Consider the following 16,530-nt stretch of genomic DNA (forward strand, 5'->3'; position numbering starts at 1 on the left):
TCGCTCCAGGAAGGCAGTGGATGAATGCCTCACCATAGGGCCACGCGCGGGGCGCCGGTTGTCTGGGTTCGACATCGGCCTAGCTGAAAGCGCTAGGCAGCCCGGGCACTCAGCGACGCCTGCCATTCAGCGCTGCCAGCAGGTCGCAGACCATGATCAGCAGCAGCATGGGTACGGCGAACGGAAAGAACGCCAGCGCCGCGTATTCGTAGGCCTGGCCCGTCCACCACAGGCAAAGGCTGGCGACCGCCACGAGCAGGAAGCTGGCGGCGACGATGAACTTGCACAAGCGCGAGGCGAACCTGAGCGTATCGTCCACGACGAATCTCCTTCGGCGACTCCCCCGCAGTCTGCCGAAACCGCTCTGTCCCGGCGGTGACGCAAGAATGACGATTCGGACAGAATTGTTACGCCTGCCGCAAAACTTCATTCCACTTTGTTAGCTGGCTAATCAAGTTCCCCCTTGATATCGTCTTTTTCGCCAGATCCCCAAGGCCTGGCAAATGTCCCTTGTACAGGCCATTACCAACCCTCCCCCCGCTTGGTAATGGCCTTTTTTTTCCCTTCTGCCGTAGTCCATGGAGATCGCATGCCACGCATTGCCCTGGTCCTGGGTGTGCTGCTGGTCAGCGCCTGCGCACAGCCTGTCACGCCGGACTCGATAGTCGAGGAATCGTTTTCCCGCAGCGCCAGCGAACGCCAGCTGGAAGAGCTGAACCGCCAGGGCCTTCCCTACGAGCAGTACCGGCTGCGCCGCCAGCGCATTCTCGGCCGCTGATCCCGGCGCCGCGCCTAGCGCTTCTTCGGCACCACCGCCCGCACCGCCTCGCAGACGACCAGCCCGACCATCAGCGGGATCAGCAGCGGCAGGATCGACATCGAGAGGTTTTCCGCTCCCGAGCTGAGGAGAAACGGAAACTGGCTGAGGAAGGCGACCATCGCCAGGCTGAGCAGGATCAGCAGGCCGTAGAGGCATGACGCCAATTTCAGAGCTTTTTCCATGACCGGGTAGAAAGTGAAGGATTCGGAAGAAAATCTACCCGCCCCGCTCCCCCGGTATGGCGAGAAGCAAGATTTTTTCAGATTCGGGTGCCCCGAAAAGACGCGAACCCGACCGACCGATCACCCCTCCATGCCCGTCGCGACAACCCGATCGGTCGGGTCCGGACTTGCAACATACCGCCGTGCCGATATCACGTCGCCTACCGGAACAAGGAGTTGTTCTTTTCGACGAACGTCCTCACCTCCCGCTATCGCCCGCCCATCGCGACCTCGTATGCTCGCCGGGCGATGCCTCATGCCAGCAACCCTCACCCACAAGGGAGCAACACGATGAGCAACCTGCCTGCGATCATCCTGGTCCACGGCTTCTGGGGCGGCGCCGCCCACTGGAGCAAGGTCATTCTCGAACTGAAACGCCTCGGCCACGACAACCTGCATGCCGTCGAACTACCGTTGACCTCGCTGGCGGACGATGCCGAGCGGACGCGCAAGATGATCGCGCAGCAACAGGGGCCGGTCCTGCTGGTCGGACACTCCTATGGCGGCGCGGTGATCACCGAGGCCGGCAACCAGCCGAATGTGGTCGGGCTGGTCTATATCGCCGCCTTCGCCCCCGACAGCGGCGAAAGTCCCGGTGGCATCACCCAGGAGCACTTGCCCCTGGCCGCAGCGAACCTGGCGCCGGACAGCGATGGCTATCTCTGGGTGAAGGCGGACAGGTTCCACGAAAGCTTCTGCCAGGATCTCGCTGCGGACGAAGGGCTGGTCATGGGCATCACCCAGAAGGCTCCGCTGGCCAGCACTTTTGGCGATGCCATCGGCAGCCCGGCCTGGAAGAGCAAGCCCTCCTGGTACCAGATTTCCAGCGCCGATCGCATGATTGCGCCGGAGAACCAGGAGCGGATGGCCGCGCGGATCGCACCGAGGAAGATCGTCACCCTCGATGCCAGCCACGCGTCACTGGCCTCGCGAGCGAAGGAAGTAGCGGCGCTGATCGACGAGGCCGCCGTGGCCACCGCCCACTAGCGCCGCGCAGGACGCGGCAGCAGGCCTGGCCTGCTGCCGCGGCGGGCTCAGAGGCCGAGGGCGGACAGGTCGAGGCGGCCGTCGGCCATGGGCGGACACCAGAAGTAGCTGCCGCTGATCGGCCGGGTGAAACGGAACAGGCCATCGAGCACCCCGTCTTCCACGCCGATCATCCGTAGCCACTGGACCTCGAAGGCCTCGAACGAGCGGCCGAAGGCGGCGAACAACAGCCCCGCGCGGTGCTCGTCGGACCAGGGCGCGCCGCGCCGCAGGAGGAACGCGGCGGGCTCGAAGCTTTCCTGCTCGGTGCGCTTGACGTGGGCGTAGGCCGGCGCGTCTTCCAGTTCTTCATCGTCGGACTTGCGGCGGCCGATGATGTTGTCCATCTCCTCGCCGGGGATCGCCTGCATCCGGTCGAAGTCATGCAGCCACTGCTGGACAGCAACGAAACTGCCGCCATCCAGGCCCGCACCGCGCCCGGAGACCAGCGCGGCTTCGAGCGCCGCATCGCCCTTGGGGTTCTCGGTGCCGTCCTTGTAGCCGGACAGGTCGCGGTCCTCGCCGTAGAGGAACGCATCCACCGCGCCGGTCCGCTGGAAGGCCGGCGCCAGCGACCGTTCCAGCGCGTGCGAGCGCAGCGTCACCTCGCCGCGATCCTCGCCGCGCAGCCAGCACCACAGCGCGGAGGGCGTGGACGGCAGGTCGATGCCGGGCGCGGCGAGCACCGGATAGTCCTTCATGCCCTCGACGGTCTTGCCGAGGCTGAGCATCAGCGAATGGCCGATACCCACCACCAGCTGGTAACCATCGGTGGCCGCGGCCAGGCTGGCCAAGGTCGCGGCCACCTGCTCGGGTTGGGAAATGCTGAAAAACAGGTAGCGACCCACCACCGGAATCGGGGTGAGAATGCCTGGCTGAGCCGCGCTCATGTTGCCTCCATCTATCATCAGGCCGTGCGCCGCTCGTGGCGATGCACCTTCGATCTCGTTCTGGTTCGAGCAATGCTCGGTTTCGGAGCGCAGCGGCAGGCGACGCCAAGCGAAGCGGCTCCGAAATACCCGCGCATCCTAAACCGGTGCAACGCCAGAGACCACTCGAAGACGAGGGAAAAGCGCGAAGTCGGACCTGCGTCGCTCAGAACTCCATCGGCATGAGACCGACCACCAGGCCGGCGACGGCAAGGGCAAACACCAGCAGGGCCTTGGCGAGTTCGAGATGATGGGCGTTCATGGGCTTACCTGTCGGAGGGAAAGCCTGACGCTAGACGCCGAACATTGCAGTTGTGCAGTCAGTCCCGGTCCGCTTGCGGCGAAACCGCTCCGCTCGCCGAAAGCAGGCCCAGCGCATGCTCCAGCGCCGCATCCAGGACCTTGTCGCGCGCCACCTCGCTCGCCTGGGCACGCGCGAGAAGCACCGCGCCGACCGACAGGCAGGTGAGCACCCAGGCCCGGTTCTCGTCGCCCATCAGTTCGGCCAGCCGCCGTTGCCGTTGTTCCAGGGCGCGTTCGAAGGTTTCCCGCACCTCGGGCCCTGCCCGGCCCACCTCGGCGGCCAGCGCCGGAATCGGGCAGCCCATGTCGGCATGCTGCGCATGACCGCGACTGAGGTAGAGACGGGTGGCGCCGGCCAGTTGCTCCAGGCTGTCCAGCGGAAAGGCATCGTGCTGGGCGCTCAGCTCGCGCTGCAGGATCGCTTCGAGCAACTCCGCCTTGCTGGAGAATTGCGAGTAGAACGCCCCGGTAGTAAGACCAGCCGCCTTCATCAAGGTGTCCAGGCCGGTGCTGGCGAAGCCCTGGCGCTTCACCAGCGGAGCGGCCTTGCTCAACAACAGGGCGCGGGTGGCCTGTTTCTGTTCCGGTTTGTAGCGCATGCAGACTATCCGTTGGTTGGGGAGACGATGTCGTCACATTGGATAATGATCGTTATATAACGCTCGTTATCCAATGAGGAAGCCGCAATGACTCTAGCACCGCGACACCTGCGCATAGAACAACGAGGACGCGTCCTGCAAGTCCTGCTCGACAATCCCCCGGCGAACTTCCTCACCACGGCGGTGATGCAGGAACTGGCCGACCTGCTGGACGATCTGGAGCAGCGCCAGGACATCGGTGCCGTCATCCTTTCCGGAGCGGCGGATGGGGTCTTCCTGACCCACTTCGACGTCGACGAGATCGAGCGCGCCGTCGCCCCCATCACCTTCTCCATGCCGGCCTGGCTGACACGCCTGCTGCTGGAAAGCGAAAGCCTCCTGCGCCACTTGCCTGGGGCGAGGAAGCTGCTGCGGCGCACCCTGCTGGCAGGCGTCGTCGACATGAACCTGTTCCATGAGGTTACCGCGCACATGCGCCGCATGGACAAGGTGTTCATCGCCGCGATCAACGGCCTGGCCCTGGGCGGCGGCTGCGAGCTGGCGCTGGCCTGCGACCTGCGCCTGATGGCCGAGGACGACCAGGTGGAACGCTTCCTCGGCCAGCCGGAAGTACTCATCGGCCTGATACCGGGAGGCGGCGGCACCCAGATGCTGGCGCGCAGCCTGGGCGTAGCCAGGGCCCTGGAGCTGTGCCTGGAAGGGCAACTGCTGGAGCCGCGCCAGGCCCTTGCGCTGGGCCTGGTCAACGGGCTGGCGCCAGCGGAGGAGCTACTGGAAGCCGCCGACGCGCTGGCGCAACGCCTGTCCCGGCGCTCGCCGCAGGCGGTGCACCTGATCAAGCGTTCGATCTACCAGGCGGCTTCCCGCGACTGGACGGAGGGTATGGCCAGCGAAAAGGCCGGCTTCCTCTCCGCCGCCTCCCAAGGCAATACCCGTCGCGCCATGCGCGAATACATCGAACGGGTGCGCACCATCACCCGCGAAGAGCGTCCTTTCCGCCGTGCGGATTTCGACGACCTGACCGAAGGCAACGCCATCGACATGGCCTACAGGTGATCTGCATGACTGCCTCCCCTTCCCCGGTTTCCGCCACGCCTTGGCTGACCCTGAGCATTCGCCTGATGGCCGGCGGCTTCCTGCTGTTCTTCGGCCTGGCCCTGGCCACGCTGCTCCTGCGGCTCGACCAGTCGCTGCTCGACTCCGACGCCGGGCGCCTGCTGCTCCGCCTGGTTCGCTGGGGCGACCAGCAAGGCGGCGGACAGCACTATGAGCTAATGATCTCGACGATCTACCTGGTCTGGGGCGCATTCCTCTGGCGCGCCGCCAGCCAGCCCTTCCGCCACCGGCTGTTCATCGACTTCACCGTGGCGGCCAATGCCGCGCACTTCGGCCTGATGCTCCTGCAGGGACTGTTGATGCCCGGCGAACACATCCACCTGGCCGGCGATGTCCTGCTGGGCTGGGCCTCGCTGGTGCCGCTGATGCTGTTCTGGATACCGCAACGCAAGCGGGCAGCCCCTTCGCTCGCCGTCGAGCGGAGGTGACGGCCCCCAAAGGGGCCTAGCAGTTCGAACAGGCTCCTCTTGATGCCGTTGCGGACTGGCCTATGCTCACGGTGTGTGCGAACCCCAAGGGTATTTCCCGACCAGCTCCCCCGCGGTCGGGATTTTTTTTGCCTGTCGCTCAGCGCACCGGATCGAAGGGCGAATAGCCCCGCCGGCGCAGGCTCGCCAGGGGCGCGAACAGCGGCTCCGGCAGATCGGCCCAATCGAACCAGGCCCAGCCGTCGCACTTGCCCGGCTCCATGAGGCGCGCCTCGGCATCCTCCGCGCAACCGGCCAGGATGAACGCGGTGAGGTAGTGGCGCCCCTCGAAGACGTCATTGCTGAACGGGCCGTGGCGCAGTTCGCTCAGCGCCAGGCCGGTCTCTTCCAGGGCTTCGCGCAGGGCGCAGTCCTCCACCGCCTCGCCGAACTCGAGATGGCCGCCGGGCGCCGACCAGCAGCCAGCGCCGTGGCTGCCCTTGCGGCGCCCCAGCAACACCTTGCCGTCCCGCAAGATCAGGACGCCCACGCCTACCTGCGGTGCCGGCATCGTCGCACTCCTGCTTCGGGATCAGAGATGGAGCGTACCGCTCATGTACAACGCCGCCTTGCCGGAGATGACCACCCGCTCGCCGCGCACGTCGCATTCCAGGCGCCCCTTGCGCGCCCCGCCCTGCTCGGCGCTCAGCCGGGTCTTGCCCAGGCGCTGCGCCCAGTACGGCGCCAGGGAGGTATGCGCGGAACCGGTCACCGGGTCTTCGTTGACGCCGACGTTGGGCCCGAACCAGCGCGAGACGAAATCGAAGCGCTGGCTGCGCGCGGTCACCGCCACCCCGCGGCACGGCAGGCCCTTCAGCCGGGCGAAGTCAGGCGCCAGGGCAGCGATCGTCTTTTCGTCGTCGACCACCACGAGGTAATCGTCGGTCTTCAGCACTTCCGCCTCGACAATGCCCAGCGCCTCCAGCAGTCCATCCGGTGTCGCGCAAGGTTCCGGACGCTTGGCCGGGAAGTCCATCGCCAGCGAGTCGCCCTCGCGCCGTACGCTCAGCTCGCCGCTGCGGGTGGCGAAACGCAGTACCGGGGAAGCGTCGTCGAGCTTGTGGATCAGCACCCAGGCCGTCGCCAGGGTCGCATGGCCGCACAGGTCCACCTCGACCTGCGGCGTGAACCAGCGCAATCGATAGTCGCCGTCGCGGCCGACGACAAAGGCGGTTTCCGAAAGATTGTTCTCTTCCGCGATGGCCTGCAGGCGCTCGTCGTCCAGCCAGGCATCGAGGGGGCAGACCGCCGCCGGATTGCCCTGGAAGGGACTGTCGGCGAATGCGTCGACCTGGAAGATCGTCAGCTCCATGTTCCGGACTCCTGTGTCGATGGGCTGCGCACCTTAGCAGCCGGACCTCGACCAGGACAATGCCGCGCCCCCGCGCGGTTGCGCCAGCGCAGGCGCCTCGCTCAGATCTGCCGGATATCCAGCAGCGCCCAGACCTGGTAACCCTGGCGCTTGGCTTCCTTCTCCGCCTCCAGTTGCGCGGTGACCTTGCTGATGGAGCGCGAGCGATGTTCGAAACGCAGCGGCAATCCCGCCCCGTCCTTGCGCACGCTCAGTTCGACGATGGTGTAGCGGACCGGCTGGCTAGCCTCGGTCCGGGCCTTTTTCGGTCGTGTTTCGGCAAGGCCCAGCGCCTTGCGCATCTGTTCTTCGGAGTAGATTTCCTGCACGCATTCACCCAGATTGAATAAAACCCGCAAATCCTATTGGTTCGCGACCCCACTTGCCAGGATAGTCGGCGAAGCGGGTCACACATCGACGCGAAAATCGCGCCTACCAGATCCGGCAGCTTCATCGAAACCGCCGCCGACATAAGCTGTGGGCGCTGTACATCCCTGGATCCTTTCCCGGCCTGCTCCACGCGGCCGGGATTTTTTTGCCCGCCGCAGCCGCTTCCCGGACAACGCGTCAATCGGTTACGTCATTGCGCCATCGCGATTGTGGTACCGCACGCCTTGAAGTATGAAAACACACCGCCATTCCCGCGCGGACATACTGCCCAGGACCCATCCATGCCACGAACCAGAACAACAATAATCGCCGCCACCCTGCTGCTGGCCAGCTCCCTGCTCCACGCCCAGGAGCAGATGCCCGCCGCAACGCCAGCCTCGAACCTGCTCACCGCCGCAGTCGCCTGGCGGCAGGCCGCCGCCGAATACCGCGCCCTCTACTACCAGGGCTTCAACGTTGCCCGCGATCGACTGGACCGGGCGCTGGCCGCGCGCCAGCCCGGGGCGAGGAAACCGGCGATCGTCAGCGACCTCGACGATACACTGCTCGGCAGCAACAGCTACTGGAGCTTCCTGCTCAGCCAGGACAAGGAGTTCTTCGACGACGCCGTCTGGGACCGTTGGGTCGCAGCCAACGGCCCGAGCCTGACCCCCGGCGCCCTGGAGTTCCTCGAATACGCCAGGTCCCGAGGCGTGGAGATTTTCTACGTGTCCAGCCGCGACCAGGGCGAAAAGACCCTGGAGTATGCCCTGGGCAACATGCGCGCCCTGCGCATGCCGTTCGCCGACGCAGAGCATGTGACCATCCTGCGCGACAGCTCGAATAAAGAGCCGGCGCAGAAGGCCATCGCCGCGCAGTACGACGTGTTGCTGATGCTCGGCGACAACCTGAACGACTTCCAGCGCCGCTACTACGTCGACGACGTGATGCAGCGCAACCGGCTGCTCGACGAGGACCACAAGGCATTCGGCGAGAAGTACGTGATCTTCCCCAATCCCACCGACGGCCATTGGATGAAAGCCATCTTCGGTGAATCGGAACCCGCCGACACGCCGACCAACCGCGCCCGCTTCCGCGCTGCGGCGAGCCAGGGCGCCTGGATGGGCGGCGACTGAAACCCTACACTGCGCACCAGGGAAGGTCCGTCGTCAGTCGAGCGCCGCGCACTCCGCGCAAACGTAGTGCCCGTCCGCGTCCCTCGCCACCAGCACGTCCTCGCAGCAAGCGCAGGGTTGCCAGGCCGGCCCGGCTTCGCTCTCCTCGCCGCCATCGGCGTAGTCTTCGGCGGACGCCGCGTCGAACTCGTCCTCCAGGTATTCGTTGTCCAGCAGGTGGTCGTGCTCGGGCTCGTGGATGTCGTCTTCGTCGCGCATGTTCGACCGTCGTCTCGCTGGAGGTGGCGGACTTATAAATGCGCCCGCCCGTCACGTCAACGTCCGTTCGCAGCGGGCCGGCAAAAGGACGCACCCACTCCGGGCGCTCGTCGAATTGCACTAGAATCGCCCCTGCCTCCTGCCACCGACCCAAAGCATCATGAGCAAACTCCAGCACATCGGCCTGTTCTTCTTCGTCCTCCTTTCCGCCGGTCTGGCCCTCGGCTACCAGCTCGACTGTGCGGACGGCAGTCACATCGAGACCTATCTGTTGCGCGGCCTGGGCGCCCGCCTGCTGGGCATCGACCTGTGCCTGCCGCCCAGCCACTGAGACCGGCAGCGCGGCGCCGCTAGCCGGCCAGTTGCAGCCAAAGCGAAAACACGCCCAGCGCACACCAGAAGCCGGCGAACAGAAACGGCACGCGTCGCGAGAACAGCAAGGTTTTCTCGAAGCTGCCGCGGTTGACCTCGCGTTCGCTGAACAATGGCGAATCATCGTAGGCCAGGCCGATTTCCGGATCGCTGTGCAGCAGGCAGGACTGCTTGAACTGCCAGTGGCAGATGATCTCCGAGGATGCCTGGATGCCCGGCCAGGCATGCAGGGAATTGACGATCCCGAGCAGTGCCAGGAGCGCCGGCACTACCAGGGTGAACAGTTCGCCCCAGGCCGGGTTCAGGTTGGCCATCGACGAGGCGTAGGCGATGACCAGGAACGACTGTGCCGTCAGGTAGGCGTTGGTCCGACTGGATAGCTGGCCCGTCTCGTAGTGGATTTCCCGCCGGTAGAAGTCCAGCCGCTCCTTGGCTGAACAGAAGATCCGGACATCGGATTCTTGCGACAACGGCCCTCCGGGCATGATCAACCTGGACACAAGCACGACACCTCGAACGAGTGGATGGACTTGTTTGGAAAGAACCGATCCACGCCGGTTCGGAATCTCCGACGACCGTTCCCCGCGCCGGTAACGATTTCCGCCACCGCCCCGCTGGCCATGGAACTCAACGGAGCCCTGACCGCCGCACGCCTGCGCAAGGTAAAAAGGGCGATCCTCCCGGATCGCCCTCCTGCATCAGAACAACGCCCCCAGGTAAGCCGCCGCGCCGCCGCCGAACTGTGCACCGACGTTGACCCCGGCCATCAACAGGGCGCCACGGGACGATTGCAGCAATTGCCGCGACATGCTGGCGCCCAGCGCGGCGGTCAATGGCGAGGCGCTCGCCAGCGCCACCGCCGCCAGCAGCTTGGGATCGAGGCCGAAGAGGATCGCCGTGCCCGAACCGCCGGCGATGACTCCCGCGCCGAGTTCGACGTACATGCAGGGCCCGGTGAAGTCGCCGCGGGACAGGTCGCGCCCCACCAGGCCGTCCGCGACCAAGACGGTTCCGGTGCTCGGCAACGCCTCCAGCGCACCGGCCCCGCCAACGCTCTTGCCCTTGACATTGAGGTTGACCTTGCCGAAGCGCGGCAGGCGCATGCCCAGTCCGATCCCGCCGCCCACCCCGCCATAGCGGAAGGACACGTTCTCACCCTCCGGCGAGAGCAACGTGATGGAGCCGCCGCTGCCCGCCAGGAAGGCCACGGTCACACCTCCGCCGCTGGCCGTCACATAGCGCCAGCGACTCTCGTTGAGGGGCAAGGGAATGGGAAGTTGCGACATGACTTCAATGTCCTTTTGAGGTCGGTTGGGAAGAACGCAGGCCCAGCAATCCCCTGAACCCGACAATACCGAAGAGTGCGCCGAAGCCGCAGAGGAAAGCGCTGTTTCCCCAGAGCGCGCCGGCATCGTCGACTATCGCGCTGGCCGCCGGCCGCCCAGCCTCGTAGAGGACGCGAACCGGCTCGCCCACCTGGTAGCCGAAGATGAAGCCGCCCTGGGGATAGGAAATCCGCTCGCCGGAAACGCTGGTGAAATCGATCTGCGGATGCGAACCACCGGCATTCAAGGCGCTGACCGTCCCCTGGGCTTCCTGCGCAGTACGCAGGAAATGGTACCGCTCGACGGTCTTGAAACCGCCGGCGAGCAGGAGGCCGAGTCCGAGCAGGGAAAAAAGGGAAGCGTGAAGAAGTCCGCCGATACGCGAACCGGAAGAGGTCGTCATGAGCCTTGTCGCCTGAATCATCCGTGAAGGCGCTAGGGTCGGAAAAGACCGCCCCCGCTGTCAATAGCGGCTATGCGATGAAGCGCGAGCCCAGGCGAGCACGGGCCGAGCGGCCTTTTTCGGGGCGCAAACGAAAAAAGGCGACCCTTTCGGATCGCCTTTCTTGCCCCGCCAGCAGTGCGGGATTTGTTTGGTAGGCACGATTGGATTCGAACCAACGACCCCCACCATGTCAAGGTGGTGCTCTAACCAACTGAGCTACGTGCCTGCTGATGGCGCGCATTCTACAGACCCCAAAAACACCGTCAAGCTTTTTTTTCGCTAACTCTCTGAAAAAGTGGAATTTTTATTTTCAGGGGGTCCGTTGAAAATTTTGCACGGAGGCTAGCCGGCCGATTTCGACTCGGGTAGCATCCGGGCATCCGTAAAAAATAAAAAACAGAGGTGCAAGATGCCGCACACCCCCTACCCCTCCTCCTATTACGCCGCGTCGGCCAATCCCGCGCCGCCCCGCCCGGAACTCCAGGGCGAGGTCGAAACCGACGTCTGCGTGATCGGTGCCGGCTATACCGGCCTCTCCACCGCCCTGTTCCTGCTGGAGAATGGTTTCAAGGTCACCGTACTGGAAGCCGCCAAGGTCGGCTTCGGCGCTTCCGGGCGCAACGGCGGCCAGATCGTCAACAGCTACAGCCGCGACATCGACGTGATCGAGCGCACCGTCGGCAAGCGCGAAGCGCAGTTGCTCGGCGAGATGGCCTTCGAAGGCGGGCGCATCATCCGCGAGCGCGTGGCCCGCTACGGTATCCAGTGCGACCTGAAGGACGGCGGGGTGTTCGCCGCCTTCACCGAGAAGCAGATGGATCACCTGCGCGCACAGAAACAGTTGTGGGAACGCTACGGCCACAACCAGTTGGAGATCATGGACGCCAAGCGCATCCGCGAGGTGGTGGCGACCGACAACTATATAGGCGGCATGCTCGACATGAGCGGCGGCCACATCCATCCGCTGAACCTCGCCCTCGGCGAAGCGGCGGCAGTGGAGTCACTTGGCGGCAGAATCTACGAGCAGAGCCCGGCGACCCGCATCGAGCGCGGCGCCAGCCCGGTGGTGCATACCCCGCAAGGCAAAGTGAAGGCGAAGTTCATCGTGGTCGCCGGTAACGCCTACCTCAACGGTCTGGTCCCGGAACTGGCGGCCAAGTCGATGCCCTGCGGCACCCAGGTGATCACCACCGAGCCGCTGAACGAGGAACTGGCCCACAGCCTGCTGCCGCAGGACTACTGCGTGGAAGACTGCAATTACCTGCTCGACTACTATCGCCTCTCCGGCGACAAGCGCCTGATCTACGGTGGCGGCGTGATCTATGGCGCTCGCGATCCGGCGGACATCGAGGCGATCATCCGGCCGAAGATGCTCAAGACCTTCCCGCAACTGAAGGACGTGAAGATCGACTTCGCCTGGACCGGCAACTTCCTGCTGACCCTCTCGCGCCTGCCCCAGGTCGGCCGCATCGGCGACAACATCTACTATTCCCAGGGTTGCAGCGGCCACGGCGTGACCTACACCCACGTCGCCGGCAAGGTCCTGGCCGAAGCCCTGCGCGGCCAGGCCGAGCGCTTCGACGCTTTCGCCGGCCTGCCGCACTACCCCTTCCCCGGCGGCAAGCTGTTCCGCGTACCGTTCACCGCCATCGGCGCCTGGTACTACAGCCTGCGCGACAAGCTCGGGGTCTAGTCCGCGTCGACAGAACGGCACCCCGGGGTGCCGTTTTTTCTATCCGCTCCTCAACCTTCGCTACGGATCTGCGCATGACTGATCAGGGCGAAGATCAGGCTACCGCCGACTATGTTGCCGCCCAGGGTAGGCAGGGCGAACTTCAGCAGGAACTCGGACCAGTCGATTTCCCCGGCGAACGCCAGGTAGCCTACCTCCGCCGAACCCACCACGATGTGGGTGAAGCTGCCCAGCGCCATCAGGTAGGTGACCATCGCGATGATCCAGACCTTCGCGCCCTCCGCCGCCGGGATCAGCCAGACCATGGTGGCGATCATCCAGCCGGAAACGATGCCCTTGGCGAACATCTGCGCCAGGTCGTTGTGCATCACCTCGCGGCCGATCTCAAGGAACGCCGCGTCGGCCGCTTCATTGAAGATCGGCAGATGCAGCACCGCCCAGGCGAACAGCAGCGTACCGACGATATTGCCGAACAGCACCACGCTCCAGAGACGCAACAGTTGCCAGGCCTTTTCCAGGGTCGGCTCGGTCATCACCGGCAACACGGCGGTCAGGGTGTTTTCGGTGAACAGTTGCTGGCGGGCGAGGATCACTGCCAGGAAGCCCATGGGATAGCCGAAGCTGCTGACGATGATCGCCCACTCCTGCTCGGGCAAGGCAGCGCGGAACAGGCCCATGCCCATCAACGAGAGGCCGATGGTCAGCCCCGCGGCTACCGCCGACCACCAGAGTGCCGCCACCGTGCGCTGCAACTCGTGTTCGCCCTGGACGCGAATCACCTCGTGCAGGACAGCGGCGCGCGGTGGCTGCTTGTCGTCGATCTCCCGCCGCTCGTTGGCGGTCAGCGCCGTGGCCGAACGTCCGTCGGCCGGTTTCTCTTTCCGCTCCTCGCCGCGCGCACGCGGCTTGCGCGTGCCCTCCGCCGCATGCCCCTGGCGCTTGCTCGCCGCACCGCCCTTGGCCGGTTGTCGGGGGCCGGGAGTCGAAGTCTGCTTGTCGTTGGCCATGCTCTGCACCTGAGTGGGGTCCACCCAGGTATAGAGCCGTCTCGCTGGAACGGGGTTCCGACAACCTTCGGCTGGGCCGCCTCAGCGGGGCGGTGCGCCAACGGGACAGGCCGGCAGCTCGGCGCACCGAGCCGCGGGTGCGACGGCCTGCGGCAAGGCCGCAGCGAAGCGGGCTTCCCCAGGCTGCAATGCCCGCGCGCAGGCCTGCGCCTGGCGCGCCGGCGCCGCGCAACCGCGTTCCGCCAGCAACTGGGACAGGTTGAACCAACCCGCGGCGAAATCCGCGCGACGCTCGACGCTGGTGAGCATGGCCTGTTCGGCAGCGGCGGAATCGCCTGCGGCGTAGCGACTGTTGCCCAGGGCGAACCAGGCGAAGGCGTCCTCAGGCCAGCGTCGCACGGCTTCTTCGTAGGCGCGCCGGGCAACCTTGGGGTGGCCGGTTTCCTCGCTGTCACTGGCGGCCTTGAGCCACGGGACCGCCGCTGCCGTGGCCGGCAGGCGGTCACCCGGCAGGGTCAGCACCGCCCAGCGTCCCGAACGCTTCCAGGTCGATTCGAAGCTGGTGAAGTCGGTGACCCAGCGCCGGGTGATGCCCGAGCGCAGCACCAGTTCGCGGCGCTCCCGATCGAAGCCGACCACCACCGCGAAGTGCCAGCGCGGCCACCAGGAGAAAGCCTGGTTCTGTAGCACCAGCACCGGGTTGCCCGCCGCGACCTCCTCGAGCACGCTCTCCAGTCCGCCTTGCAGCGGATAGACCAGCATGCCGTGGCGGCGCGCCGCGGCGACCATCTCCAACTGCAAGCTGCCCTCGCGACCGGGAATGAACACCTCGTCCTTCAATTGTCCCGGCGTCAACGCCAGGCCGCGCTGGCCGAGCATCGTGGCCAGCGCGGCGGGACCGCACTGGTAGGCTTCCTGAGGGAAGAACGGCACGTCGCGCAGCTCCACCCGTGCGGGCAGCGCCGCGCTTTCCGGCGGCAGCCTCGGCGGCTGCGCGCAGCCGCCGAGCAATGCGGCGAGCAGCAGCGCCCCTGCCAGCCGCCTCACCGATTGATGCATTTGATGAAGCTGAAGATGTCCGTGGCGCAAAGCATGTCGGTGATGATGAAGATCACCAGGAACAGCACGATGATGCCGATGATGCCGCCCGCCGGTGCCTGGTCCAGTTGCTGGTTGAACTGTGCCAGCTCGGCGTTGGTCAGGCTGTTGATGCGGCTCGCCACCTGGTCGCGGGGCACGCCCATGGCCTCCAGTTTCTTCTGTACGCCCTGGTCGTCGAGCATCTTCAGCAGTTGCTGGCGATCGAGGTTGTGCTGCTGTTGCTGCATTACCTCGGCGGTGCCGATCATCGCCGCCTGGGCGAGCGGAACCTCGGCGAAGGTGAGCAGGTGCAGCGCTGCCAGGACGGCAGCGACACGGCGAATGCTTGTTGTTGTTCTCATGGGAATGACCTCTGCGTGAAACCCGACTATCAGCCCTGGGAGGCGAAGCTTGGTTCCGCGTCGCCGACCTCCCCTGAGTATCGTCCCGATCGCCGTTTTCCGCCGCCTCGGCGCCGATGCCCGCCCCTCTGGCGAGACGACGACCCGCCGCGCCCAGGCGACGAAACGGCGTCCGTCTTTATGCAATTCGCATATACTCCGGCTCGCCGCGAGAAAACCGGAGCATGCGCGATCTCGGCGACATCGACGCATATCCCCGCCGCAGCCTCGTACACGGCGTCGAAACCGCGCGCCGCCCCGGACGACATAGCCTCCGGCACGGCGAAAACTAAGGATTCCTGAGCTTCCATCTTGTCCAGATTTGCCCAACCTTGAGCGAGCGGGCCAACGGGACGGGAGTTGTATGGATGCTAGGTACCCGGCTAAAAGCCGCAAGAATCAGAGCGGGATACTCGCAGAAACAGTTGGGCATGCTGGTGGGAATGGACGAGTTTTCCGCCAGCGCACGGATGAACCAATACGAACGCGAACGGCACTCCCCCAACATGCGGACTTCCGAACAGCTGGCCATGGTCCTCCAGGTCCCCATGGCCTACCTCTATTGCCCCGAGGACGAGCTGGCCGAGCTCATCCTCAAGGTGTCCAGCCTGACACCCGAGTTCAAGAAAGAGCTGACGCGTTTCATCGAACAGTTGCTCGCGGCCCAGGGATCCACCAGCCGCCAGCCTGTACGCACAAGGAGTGAACTGTGAACAAAAGCTTGGATTCAGACTCGATAACCACCGCCATAATGGCCCTGCGTCGCCTGCGCGACACGCACCCGGAGCAGTACCGGGAGCTGCTGCCGTTGTGCGCCTCGGGGCTGGTGGAGACCCTGGTCGGACAGAGCGACGGGGACGACCGCAGGAAGGCCGAGACGCAGAGCGAGACCATCGCCCGCTGGACCTGGCTGCAGTTGCTCGGCTGGGCCCAGAACAACAGCCTCAGCCAGCAGCAGATCGAAAGCCTCTACAGCATCGTCGAAGGCATCCGCAGTTGCCGGCCGCTGATGCAGGAGCGCGCCCGTCTCCTGCAACTGGCGCGAGGCTGAGGCCCCAGCGCGGCTAGAGGCCGTACCGGGTTGCCTGGAAATGAGCGAACATGCCAGCGTCGGCCGGGATGTCGACACCCCATAGCCAGCGCGAGGCGTCAGCGAAGCCAGTTGGACGAACCAGGGCTTTGAGGTGGCATCGGCGAACTTCTTGAACTGCCAGGCCGGTCCGCCCATATAGGTGGGGCTGCCGAAGACGATGGCATCGGCTTCGACGAGCCGAACAACTTCGTCCAGTTCTTCAAGCGCGAGGTCGGCCAGGTGCCCGGGGCCTTCCGCCGCGAACAGCGTGGCGGCCGAACGCCAGCCTTGCCGCAGCGCACAGAGCGCACGTGACCTGGCGCCCGCAGCGCTCCGGCCTGATTCGCAGTTTCGTCACGCCGGCGCGCGGCCTGGCGCAAATGTGAACGGTTGCCGCCACGCCGGGAGAGGCTTCTTCCTAGACTCCGCGCCACGTTCACTCAAAGGAGAAACAACGTGGCCAAGACATGGATCTACGCAGCCTCGGCCGCCGCCATCGGCGGTGCGCTGATCGGCGGCTGGCTGCTCGACCCGGCTCCG

General features: G+C 65.5%; 22 protein-coding genes, 1 tRNA gene and 2 pseudogenes. 9 read left to right on the forward strand and 16 right to left on the reverse strand.

Annotation, left to right across the window (positions count from 1 at the left end):
* Positions 1-109 precede the first annotated feature (109 nt).
* Entirely contained in the window at positions 110-319 is a 210-nt protein-coding gene (locus HMPREF2581_RS25940; RefSeq protein ID WP_003090820.1) for a hypothetical protein, read from the reverse strand.
* A 270-nt stretch (positions 320-589) separates the two neighbouring features.
* Between HMPREF2581_RS25940 and HMPREF2581_RS25945 the strand changes: the two genes are divergently transcribed.
* Positions 590-778, forward strand: a complete 189-nt coding sequence (locus HMPREF2581_RS25945; RefSeq protein ID WP_003090821.1) for a hypothetical protein — start codon at positions 590-592, stop codon at positions 776-778.
* Between the two features lie 14 nt (positions 779-792).
* Here HMPREF2581_RS25945 and HMPREF2581_RS25950 read toward each other — a convergent pair whose 3' ends face one another.
* Positions 793-984 carry a hypothetical protein gene (locus tag HMPREF2581_RS25950; protein ID WP_003099127.1) on the reverse strand — a complete coding sequence of 64 codons (192 nt, stop codon included), beginning with the start codon at positions 982-984 and terminating at the stop codon, positions 793-795.
* A 348-nt stretch (positions 985-1,332) separates the two neighbouring features.
* On the opposite strand from HMPREF2581_RS25950, the gene HMPREF2581_RS25955 reads away from it, so the two are divergent.
* Positions 1,333-2,028 (forward strand): alpha/beta hydrolase, encoded by a 696-nt coding sequence (locus HMPREF2581_RS25955; protein WP_003090823.1) that lies wholly within the window; start codon positions 1,333-1,335, stop codon positions 2,026-2,028.
* A gap of 47 nt (positions 2,029-2,075) precedes the next feature.
* Here the strand turns inward: HMPREF2581_RS25955 and HMPREF2581_RS25960 are convergent, their stop codons facing one another.
* Both HMPREF2581_RS25960 and HMPREF2581_RS25965 read right to left on the reverse strand, forming a co-directional pair.
* Positions 2,076-2,975, reverse strand: coding sequence for a Dyp-type peroxidase (locus HMPREF2581_RS25960; RefSeq protein WP_003119903.1), 900 nt, complete (start codon positions 2,973-2,975; stop codon positions 2,076-2,078).
* A 341-nt stretch (positions 2,976-3,316) separates the two neighbouring features.
* Entirely contained in the window at positions 3,317-3,898 is a 582-nt protein-coding gene (locus HMPREF2581_RS25965) for a TetR/AcrR family transcriptional regulator (protein WP_003090825.1), read from the reverse strand.
* 87 nt (positions 3,899-3,985) lie between these two features.
* Here HMPREF2581_RS25965 and HMPREF2581_RS25970 point away from each other — a divergent pair, with 87 nt between their 5' ends.
* The gene (locus HMPREF2581_RS25970) at positions 3,986-4,954 is read left to right on the forward strand and encodes an enoyl-CoA hydratase/isomerase family protein (protein ID WP_003090826.1); all 969 of its coding nucleotides are present in this window, start codon (positions 3,986-3,988) and stop codon (positions 4,952-4,954) included.
* 5 nt (positions 4,955-4,959) lie between these two features.
* Positions 4,960-5,442, forward strand: a complete 483-nt coding sequence (locus tag HMPREF2581_RS25975; RefSeq protein WP_003138824.1) for a DUF6632 domain-containing protein — start codon at positions 4,960-4,962, stop codon at positions 5,440-5,442.
* Positions 5,443-5,581: 139 nt separating this feature from the next.
* Here the strand turns inward: HMPREF2581_RS25975 and HMPREF2581_RS25980 are convergent, their stop codons facing one another.
* From HMPREF2581_RS25980 to HMPREF2581_RS25990, 3 genes are all read right to left on the reverse strand, one after another.
* On the reverse strand, positions 5,582-5,992 hold the full coding sequence (locus HMPREF2581_RS25980; protein ID WP_003138822.1) for a nucleotide triphosphate diphosphatase NUDT15: 411 nt from the start codon (positions 5,990-5,992) through the stop codon (positions 5,582-5,584).
* A gap of 21 nt (positions 5,993-6,013) precedes the next feature.
* Positions 6,014-6,793, reverse strand: coding sequence for a PhzF family phenazine biosynthesis protein (locus HMPREF2581_RS25985; RefSeq protein ID WP_003108892.1), 780 nt, complete (start codon positions 6,791-6,793; stop codon positions 6,014-6,016).
* A gap of 101 nt (positions 6,794-6,894) precedes the next feature.
* Positions 6,895-7,134, reverse strand: a complete 240-nt coding sequence (locus HMPREF2581_RS25990; RefSeq protein WP_003099145.1) for a hypothetical protein — start codon at positions 7,132-7,134, stop codon at positions 6,895-6,897.
* A 369-nt stretch (positions 7,135-7,503) separates the two neighbouring features.
* Between HMPREF2581_RS25990 and HMPREF2581_RS25995 the strand changes: the two genes are divergently transcribed.
* The gene (locus tag HMPREF2581_RS25995) at positions 7,504-8,337 is read left to right on the forward strand and encodes a 5'-nucleotidase, lipoprotein e(P4) family (RefSeq protein WP_016254230.1); all 834 of its coding nucleotides are present in this window, start codon (positions 7,504-7,506) and stop codon (positions 8,335-8,337) included.
* Between the two features lie 33 nt (positions 8,338-8,370).
* Here HMPREF2581_RS25995 and HMPREF2581_RS26000 read toward each other — a convergent pair whose 3' ends face one another.
* Positions 8,371-8,595, reverse strand: coding sequence for a hypothetical protein (locus HMPREF2581_RS26000; RefSeq protein WP_003090833.1), 225 nt, complete (start codon positions 8,593-8,595; stop codon positions 8,371-8,373).
* A gap of 160 nt (positions 8,596-8,755) precedes the next feature.
* On the opposite strand from HMPREF2581_RS26000, the gene HMPREF2581_RS26005 reads away from it, so the two are divergent.
* A complete protein-coding gene (locus tag HMPREF2581_RS26005; protein WP_003090834.1) occupies positions 8,756-8,926 on the forward strand; it encodes a hypothetical protein in 171 nt (56 codons plus the stop codon).
* 19 nt (positions 8,927-8,945) lie between these two features.
* On the opposite strand, the gene HMPREF2581_RS26010 is transcribed toward HMPREF2581_RS26005, so the two are convergent.
* From HMPREF2581_RS26010 to HMPREF2581_RS26025, 4 genes are all read right to left on the reverse strand, one after another.
* Positions 8,946-9,467: a hypothetical protein gene (locus HMPREF2581_RS26010; RefSeq protein WP_003119901.1), complete on the reverse strand. Its 522-nt coding sequence runs from the start codon at positions 9,465-9,467 to the stop codon at positions 8,946-8,948.
* Positions 9,468-9,665: 198 nt separating this feature from the next.
* Entirely contained in the window at positions 9,666-10,253 is a 588-nt protein-coding gene (gene tse4, locus HMPREF2581_RS26015) for a type IV secretion system toxin Tse4 (protein WP_003138819.1), read from the reverse strand.
* Positions 10,254-10,257: 4 nt separating this feature from the next.
* Positions 10,258-10,695: a type VI secretion system immunity protein Tsi4 gene (gene tsi4 / locus HMPREF2581_RS26020; protein ID WP_003138818.1), complete on the reverse strand. Its 438-nt coding sequence runs from the start codon at positions 10,693-10,695 to the stop codon at positions 10,258-10,260.
* A 191-nt stretch (positions 10,696-10,886) separates the two neighbouring features.
* Positions 10,887-10,963: transfer RNA gene (locus HMPREF2581_RS26025), tRNA-Val, on the reverse strand.
* Positions 10,964-11,146: 183 nt separating this feature from the next.
* Between HMPREF2581_RS26025 and HMPREF2581_RS26030 the strand changes: the two genes are divergently transcribed.
* Entirely contained in the window at positions 11,147-12,430 is a 1,284-nt protein-coding gene (locus tag HMPREF2581_RS26030; RefSeq protein WP_003114430.1) for an NAD(P)/FAD-dependent oxidoreductase, read from the forward strand.
* 50 nt (positions 12,431-12,480) lie between these two features.
* On the opposite strand, the gene HMPREF2581_RS26035 is transcribed toward HMPREF2581_RS26030, so the two are convergent.
* The 3 genes from HMPREF2581_RS26035 to HMPREF2581_RS26045 form a co-directional block, all read right to left on the reverse strand.
* Positions 12,481-13,437: a formate/nitrite transporter family protein gene (locus HMPREF2581_RS26035; RefSeq protein ID WP_003138815.1), complete on the reverse strand. Its 957-nt coding sequence runs from the start codon at positions 13,435-13,437 to the stop codon at positions 12,481-12,483.
* 81 nt (positions 13,438-13,518) lie between these two features.
* Positions 13,519-14,496 (reverse strand): PA2778 family cysteine peptidase, encoded by a 978-nt coding sequence (locus HMPREF2581_RS26040; protein WP_009313934.1) that lies wholly within the window; start codon positions 14,494-14,496, stop codon positions 13,519-13,521.
* Entirely contained in the window at positions 14,481-14,879 is a 399-nt protein-coding gene (locus HMPREF2581_RS26045) for a PA2779 family protein (RefSeq protein WP_003090843.1), read from the reverse strand. The genes HMPREF2581_RS26040 and HMPREF2581_RS26045 overlap by 16 nt, the downstream gene beginning before the upstream one ends.
* Positions 14,880-15,286: 407 nt before the next feature.
* Between HMPREF2581_RS26045 and HMPREF2581_RS26050 the strand changes: the two genes are divergently transcribed.
* The gene (locus tag HMPREF2581_RS26050; RefSeq protein WP_003115217.1) at positions 15,287-15,631 is read left to right on the forward strand and encodes a helix-turn-helix domain-containing protein; all 345 of its coding nucleotides are present in this window, start codon (positions 15,287-15,289) and stop codon (positions 15,629-15,631) included.
* A 14-nt stretch (positions 15,632-15,645) separates the two neighbouring features.
* Here HMPREF2581_RS26050 and HMPREF2581_RS33875 read toward each other — a convergent pair.
* Positions 15,646-16,292 (reverse strand): annotated as a pseudogene (locus HMPREF2581_RS33875) (flavodoxin family protein).
* 154 nt (positions 16,293-16,446) lie between these two features.
* Between HMPREF2581_RS33875 and HMPREF2581_RS33880 the strand changes: the two are divergent.
* Positions 16,447-16,530 (forward strand): annotated as a pseudogene (locus HMPREF2581_RS33880) (hypothetical protein); the annotation flags it as partial.

The organism is Pseudomonas sp. HMSC057H01 (assembly GCF_001836405.1).
Lineage (GTDB): Bacteria > Pseudomonadota > Gammaproteobacteria > Pseudomonadales > Pseudomonadaceae > Pseudomonas > Pseudomonas aeruginosa.

Bases quoted from the DNA above. Each gene is read 5' to 3' on its own strand.
- HMPREF2581_RS25945 (WP_003090821.1), top strand. From the start codon at position 590: ATGCCACGCATTGCCCTGGTCCTGGGTGTGCTGCTGGTCAGCGCCTGC.
- HMPREF2581_RS25955 (WP_003090823.1), top strand. From the start codon at position 1,333: ATGAGCAACCTGCCTGCGATCATCCTGGTCCACGGCTTCTGGGGCGGC.
- HMPREF2581_RS25960 (WP_003119903.1), bottom strand. From the start codon at position 2,975: ATGATAGATGGAGGCAACATGAGCGCGGCTCAGCCAGGCATTCTCACC.
- HMPREF2581_RS25965 (WP_003090825.1), bottom strand. From the start codon at position 3,898: ATGCGCTACAAACCGGAACAGAAACAGGCCACCCGCGCCCTGTTGTTG.
- HMPREF2581_RS25970 (WP_003090826.1), top strand. From the start codon at position 3,986: ATGACTCTAGCACCGCGACACCTGCGCATAGAACAACGAGGACGCGTC.
- HMPREF2581_RS25975 (WP_003138824.1), top strand. From the start codon at position 4,960: ATGACTGCCTCCCCTTCCCCGGTTTCCGCCACGCCTTGGCTGACCCTG.
- HMPREF2581_RS25980 (WP_003138822.1), bottom strand. From the start codon at position 5,992: ATGCCGGCACCGCAGGTAGGCGTGGGCGTCCTGATCTTGCGGGACGGC.
- HMPREF2581_RS25985 (WP_003108892.1), bottom strand. From the start codon at position 6,793: ATGGAGCTGACGATCTTCCAGGTCGACGCATTCGCCGACAGTCCCTTC.
- HMPREF2581_RS25990 (WP_003099145.1), bottom strand. From the start codon at position 7,134: ATGCGCAAGGCGCTGGGCCTTGCCGAAACACGACCGAAAAAGGCCCGG.
- HMPREF2581_RS25995 (WP_016254230.1), top strand. From the start codon at position 7,504: ATGCCACGAACCAGAACAACAATAATCGCCGCCACCCTGCTGCTGGCC.
- HMPREF2581_RS26000 (WP_003090833.1), bottom strand. From the start codon at position 8,595: ATGCGCGACGAAGACGACATCCACGAGCCCGAGCACGACCACCTGCTG.
- HMPREF2581_RS26005 (WP_003090834.1), top strand. From the start codon at position 8,756: ATGAGCAAACTCCAGCACATCGGCCTGTTCTTCTTCGTCCTCCTTTCC.
- tse4 (WP_003138819.1), bottom strand. From the start codon at position 10,253: ATGTCGCAACTTCCCATTCCCTTGCCCCTCAACGAGAGTCGCTGGCGC.
- tsi4 (WP_003138818.1), bottom strand. From the start codon at position 10,695: ATGACGACCTCTTCCGGTTCGCGTATCGGCGGACTTCTTCACGCTTCC.
- HMPREF2581_RS26030 (WP_003114430.1), top strand. From the start codon at position 11,147: ATGCCGCACACCCCCTACCCCTCCTCCTATTACGCCGCGTCGGCCAAT.
- HMPREF2581_RS26035 (WP_003138815.1), bottom strand. From the start codon at position 13,437: ATGGCCAACGACAAGCAGACTTCGACTCCCGGCCCCCGACAACCGGCC.
- HMPREF2581_RS26040 (WP_009313934.1), bottom strand. From the start codon at position 14,496: ATGCATCAATCGGTGAGGCGGCTGGCAGGGGCGCTGCTGCTCGCCGCA.
- HMPREF2581_RS26045 (WP_003090843.1), bottom strand. From the start codon at position 14,879: ATGAGAACAACAACAAGCATTCGCCGTGTCGCTGCCGTCCTGGCAGCG.
- HMPREF2581_RS26050 (WP_003115217.1), top strand. From the start codon at position 15,287: ATGCTAGGTACCCGGCTAAAAGCCGCAAGAATCAGAGCGGGATACTCG.